Genomic DNA, 4072 nt, shown 5'->3' on the forward strand with positions numbered 1-4072 from the left:
TTTATTGGCGGGGCAGGGGGGCCGCTTCGCGACCCAGCGGGAGCAAGCTCCCTCGCCACAAGAGAGCGGTGCGCTAGCTGGCGACCTGAGTCAGTTGCAGCATTCGCTGTACGTACGCCTCCACCTCCCGCAACGCATCCTCGCGACTGGCGAATGGCCCTTCCTGGGTGCCTTCCCGGGTATTGAAGTAAAACTCGCCGTTTATCCGGCAAATCCGGTCACTGGGAAAGACCATCGCAGGGGCGAGGTCCTGGGCGCGTTTGCCGAGCATGGGGGGCTCCAAAGAGGTGGCGGGATCAGGTTGAGTGAAGTTTAGGGGCTGGTGCTGACGGCTGCTTGGCGAGCCGATAGGCGGCCATGTGCCATACCCGTAGCCGGTTCAATTAATCCCCAACTGTTCCTGTGTTGCTGGGCGATAGAGGCCTAGAATGGGCGTTCTTTGTCTTGGGCTTCGAGGGTTGCATGCACATATCGTCCGGTCGCTGGGTCTACGGCTTGTTCCTTGCCCTGTTGACCGCCCTGCTCTGGGGAATCCTGCCGATCAAGCTCAAGCAAGTGCTGCAAGTGATGGACCCGGTCACCGTGACCTGGTTTCGCTTGCTGGTGTCCGGCGGTTTGCTGTTCATCTATTTGGCGGCCACCCGGCGCCTGCCCAGTCGCAAGGTGCTCGGCCCTCGTGGCGGCTGGCTGGTGGCGATGGCGGTGCTCGGGCTGGTGGGCAACTACGTGTTGTACCTGATGGGCCTGAATCGCTTGAGCCCCGGCACCGCGCAACTGGTGGTGCAGATGGGGCCGATCATGTTGCTGGTCGCCAGCCTGTTCGTGTTCAAGGAGCGGTTCAGCGTGGGGCAGGGCATCGGCCTGCTGGTGTTGCTGATCGGTTTCACGCTGTTTTTCAACCAGCGCCTGGGCGAGTTGCTGACGTCCCTGAGCGACTACACCGCCGGGGTGCTGATGGTGTTGCTGGCGTCGACGGTCTGGACGTTCTATGCCCTGGGCCAGAAGCAATTGTTGACGGTGTGGAACTCGTTGCAGGTGATGATGGTGATCTACCTGTTCTGCGCGCTGCTGCTCACACCCTGGGTGCATCCGTTGGAGGCGCTGCAATTGAGCCCGCTGCAAGGCTGGTTGTTGCTCGCTTGCTGCCTCAACACCCTGATTGCCTATGGCGCGTTTGCCGAAGCCCTGGCCCATTGGGAAGCGTCGCGGGTCAGCGCGACCCTGGCGATCACGCCGCTGGTGACCTTCGCCGCGGTGGCAATGGCGGCCTGGTGGTGGCCTGATTATGTCCATGCCGAGCAGATCAACCTGCTGGGCTATGGCGGGGCGGTGCTGGTGGTCCTGGGGTCGGCGCTGGTCGCCCTGGGGCCCTCGCTGATCGCCGGCCTCAGGGCCCGGCGCGAGCGTTTGGCTGTCGGGCGTTAGCCCCCTGTGGGAGCGAGCCTGCTCGCGATAGCGGCTCACGAGTCAACAGTGATGCCGAGCCTGCCGGGCTCATCGCGAGCAAGCTCGCTCCCACAGTGGATCTTCAGTGGATGTAATGTCGCGGTCCACGTTGCCCTGTGGGAGCGAGCTTGCTCGCGATAGCGCACTATCGATCAAGGCAAAACTCAGCCCTGGCTACCCGCTTCCAGCATATTCTCCGGCCTCACCCAGGCATCGAACTCCTCATCGGTGAGGTACCCCAGCTGCAACGCCGCTTCGCGCAAGGTCAGCCCTTCACCGTAGGCTTTCTTGGCGATTTCCGCTGACTTGTCGTAGCCGATGTGCGGGTTCAGCGCGGTCACCAGCATCAACCCACGTTCCAGGTGCGCGGCCATCTGCTCGGCGTCCGGTTCGAGCCCGGCGATGCAGTGCTGCTGGAAGTTGCTGCAGCCATCGGCCAACAGGCGAATCGATTGCAGCAGGTTGTGGATTATCACCGGTTTGAACACGTTCAACTGCAAATGCCCCTGGCTGGCGGCAAAACCGATGGTCACGTCGTTGCCCATGACCTGGCAGGCCAGCATCGACAAGGCTTCGCACTGGGTCGGGTTGACCTTGCCGGGCATGATGGAACTGCCCGGTTCGTTGGCCGGCAATTTCACCTCGGCGAACCCGGCCCGTGGTCCGGAGCCCAGCAGGCGCAGGTCGTTGGCGATTTTCATCAGGGTCACGGCGAGGGTTTTCAGCGCGCCGGACAACGAGGTCAGGGGTTCATGGCCGGCCAACGCGGCAAACTTGTTGGGTGCGGTGACGAACGGCAGGCCCGACAGCGCCGCCAGTTCTGCGGCAATCGCTTCGCCGAACCCATGGGGTGAATTGAGCCCGGTGCCCACTGCCGTGCCGCCCTGGGCCAGTTCGCAGACCGCCGGTAGCGCAGCGCGGATCGCCCGTTCGGCGTAATCGAGTTGGGCAATGAACGCCGACAGTTCCTGGCCAAAGGTGATCGGCGTGGCATCCATCATGTGGGTACGGCCGGTCTTGACCAACTTCATGTGGCGCGCGGCCAGTTCCGCGAGACCGCCGGACAGCTCGCCGATGGCCGGCAACAATTGCTGATGGACGGCCTGGGCGGCGGCGATGTGCATGGCGGTGGGGAAGCAGTCGTTGGAACTCTGCGAACGGTTGACGTGGTCGTTGGGGTGCACCGGGCTCTTGCCGCCGCGGGGGTTGCCGGCCAGTTCGTTGGCGCGTCCGGCGATCACTTCGTTGACGTTCATGTTGCTCTGGGTCCCGCTGCCGGTCTGCCAGACCACCAGCGGGAATTGGTCGTCATGCTGGCCGTCCAGCACTTCGTCGGCGGCCTGTTCGATCAGGCGGGCGATGTCGGCGGGCAGGTCGCCATTGCGATCATTGACCCGCGCGGCGGCCTTCTTGATCAGCGCCAGGGCGTGCAACACCGACAGCGGCATGCGTTCGTTGCCAATGGCGAAGTTGATCATGGAACGCTGCGTCTGCGCGCCCCAGTAGGCGTCGTCCGGGACTTCAACCTGGCCAAGGCTGTCGGTTTCGATACGGCTCATCGGGTCAAACTCCTTAAAGGCTGAATGCGCAGTTTAGGCCCAGATGGGCCGCTCCGGTTCCCTCAATCATCCCTCAATCCAGCAACGGTGGCTTGGGCCCGTCAATCGGACCCGACAACCGTCGGGGTTGAGCCCCGGCGTTTTTTAGGCGCAGAATGGTCGCCCTTGGGGTTTTACCTCGCCTGTAATGAAAGGAAACTCGATGACCCGTCTTCGTGCCATCTGTACCGCAGTTGCTCTGGTGTGTGCCAGCGGCCCTGTTTTCGCCGATACCGCCAGCCACAACGCCAGCGCCGAAGCGTTCCTGACCCTGGCGCACGCTGACAAACTGGGCACTCCGGTGTACATGCAAGTGCAGCAGATGTTTGCCCAGCGCTTTGAACAGACCAAGGCCCCTGAGTCGAAAAAAGCCACCCTGGAAACCTACCAGGCCAAGGCCAATGCCGCGCTGGACCAAGCCATCGGCTGGAACAAGCTCAAGCCGGACATGGTCAAGCTCTACACCAGCAACTTCAACGAATCGGAGCTCAAGGACCTGGTTGCTTTCTACCAGTCGCCATTGGGCAAGAAAGTCCTGGAAAAAATGCCACAGTTGACCCAGCAATCGGCCCAACTGACCCAGGCCAAGCTTGAGAGCGCAGTGCCGGTGGTCAACAAGCTGCTGGCCGACATGACGGCCGAGCTCGAGCCAAAAGCCGCTCCAGCCAAGAAAAAGCCGTAAGCGGAGCCCGGTATGAGCATGCAACAACGCATCGAATCAACGCTTGGGCTGTTGCAGCCCGAGCATTTGCAAGTGCTGGATGAAAGCCACATGCACAGCCGTGGCCTGCAGACCCACTTCAAGGCGGTGGTGGTCAGCCAGCAGTTCGAAGGGCTCAATCGTGTCAAGCGTCACCAGAAGGTCTATGGCACGCTGGGCGAGCTGATGGGCGAATTCCATGCGTTGGCGCTGCACACCTACACACCCGAGGAGTGGGCCCGGATCGACGCCGCCCCGGCTTCGCCCACCTGTGCCGGTGGCAGCAAGCACTGAAAGTGGTTGTTTGTCGCGCGGATGCTTGTTGTGG

The 4072-nt window shown here is 62.4% G+C and carries 5 protein-coding genes; 3 read left to right on the forward strand and 2 right to left on the reverse strand.

Annotation, left to right across the window (positions count from 1 at the left end; translation table 11 throughout):
- Window positions 1–73: 73 nt before the first annotated feature.
- The gene (locus J4E53_RS30020; protein WP_060738608.1) at window positions 74–271 is read right to left on the reverse strand and encodes a DUF6316 family protein; all 198 of its coding nucleotides are present in this window, start codon (window positions 269–271) and stop codon (window positions 74–76) included.
- 191 nt (window positions 272–462) lie between these two features.
- Here J4E53_RS30020 and J4E53_RS30025 point away from each other — a divergent pair, with 191 nt between their 5' ends.
- Window positions 463–1425, forward strand: a complete 963-nt coding sequence (locus J4E53_RS30025; RefSeq protein WP_041475797.1) for a DMT family transporter — start codon at window positions 463–465, stop codon at window positions 1423–1425.
- A 185-nt stretch (window positions 1426–1610) separates the two neighbouring features.
- Here the strand turns inward: J4E53_RS30025 and J4E53_RS30030 are convergent, their stop codons facing one another.
- The gene (locus J4E53_RS30030) at window positions 1611–3005 is read right to left on the reverse strand and encodes a class II fumarate hydratase (protein ID WP_060738606.1); all 1395 of its coding nucleotides are present in this window, start codon (window positions 3003–3005) and stop codon (window positions 1611–1613) included.
- 202 nt (window positions 3006–3207) lie between these two features.
- Here J4E53_RS30030 and J4E53_RS30035 point away from each other — a divergent pair, with 202 nt between their 5' ends.
- Window positions 3208–3726, forward strand: coding sequence for a DUF2059 domain-containing protein (locus J4E53_RS30035; protein WP_060738605.1), 519 nt, complete (start codon window positions 3208–3210; stop codon window positions 3724–3726).
- Between the two features lie 12 nt (window positions 3727–3738).
- Entirely contained in the window at window positions 3739–4038 is a 300-nt protein-coding gene (locus J4E53_RS30040; protein ID WP_060738604.1) for a BolA family transcriptional regulator, read from the forward strand.
- The last annotated feature ends 34 nt before the right edge of the window (window positions 4039–4072 follow it).

It is taken from the genome of Pseudomonas sp. FW305-28 (assembly GCF_017351395.1).
Classification (GTDB): Bacteria; Pseudomonadota; Gammaproteobacteria; order Pseudomonadales; family Pseudomonadaceae; genus Aquipseudomonas; species Aquipseudomonas fluorescens_AA.

What these genes read in the sequence shown, in the direction of transcription:
- J4E53_RS30020 (WP_060738608.1), bottom strand. Translation starts at nt 271, where the DNA reads ATGCTCGGCAAACGCGCCCAGGACCTCGCCCCTGCGATGGTCTTTCCC.
- J4E53_RS30040 (WP_060738604.1), top strand. Translation starts at nt 3,739, where the DNA reads ATGAGCATGCAACAACGCATCGAATCAACGCTTGGGCTGTTGCAGCCC.
- J4E53_RS30035 (WP_060738605.1), top strand. Translation starts at nt 3,208, where the DNA reads ATGACCCGTCTTCGTGCCATCTGTACCGCAGTTGCTCTGGTGTGTGCC.
- J4E53_RS30025 (WP_041475797.1), top strand. Translation starts at nt 463, where the DNA reads ATGCACATATCGTCCGGTCGCTGGGTCTACGGCTTGTTCCTTGCCCTG.
- J4E53_RS30030 (WP_060738606.1), bottom strand. Translation starts at nt 3,005, where the DNA reads ATGAGCCGTATCGAAACCGACAGCCTTGGCCAGGTTGAAGTCCCGGAC.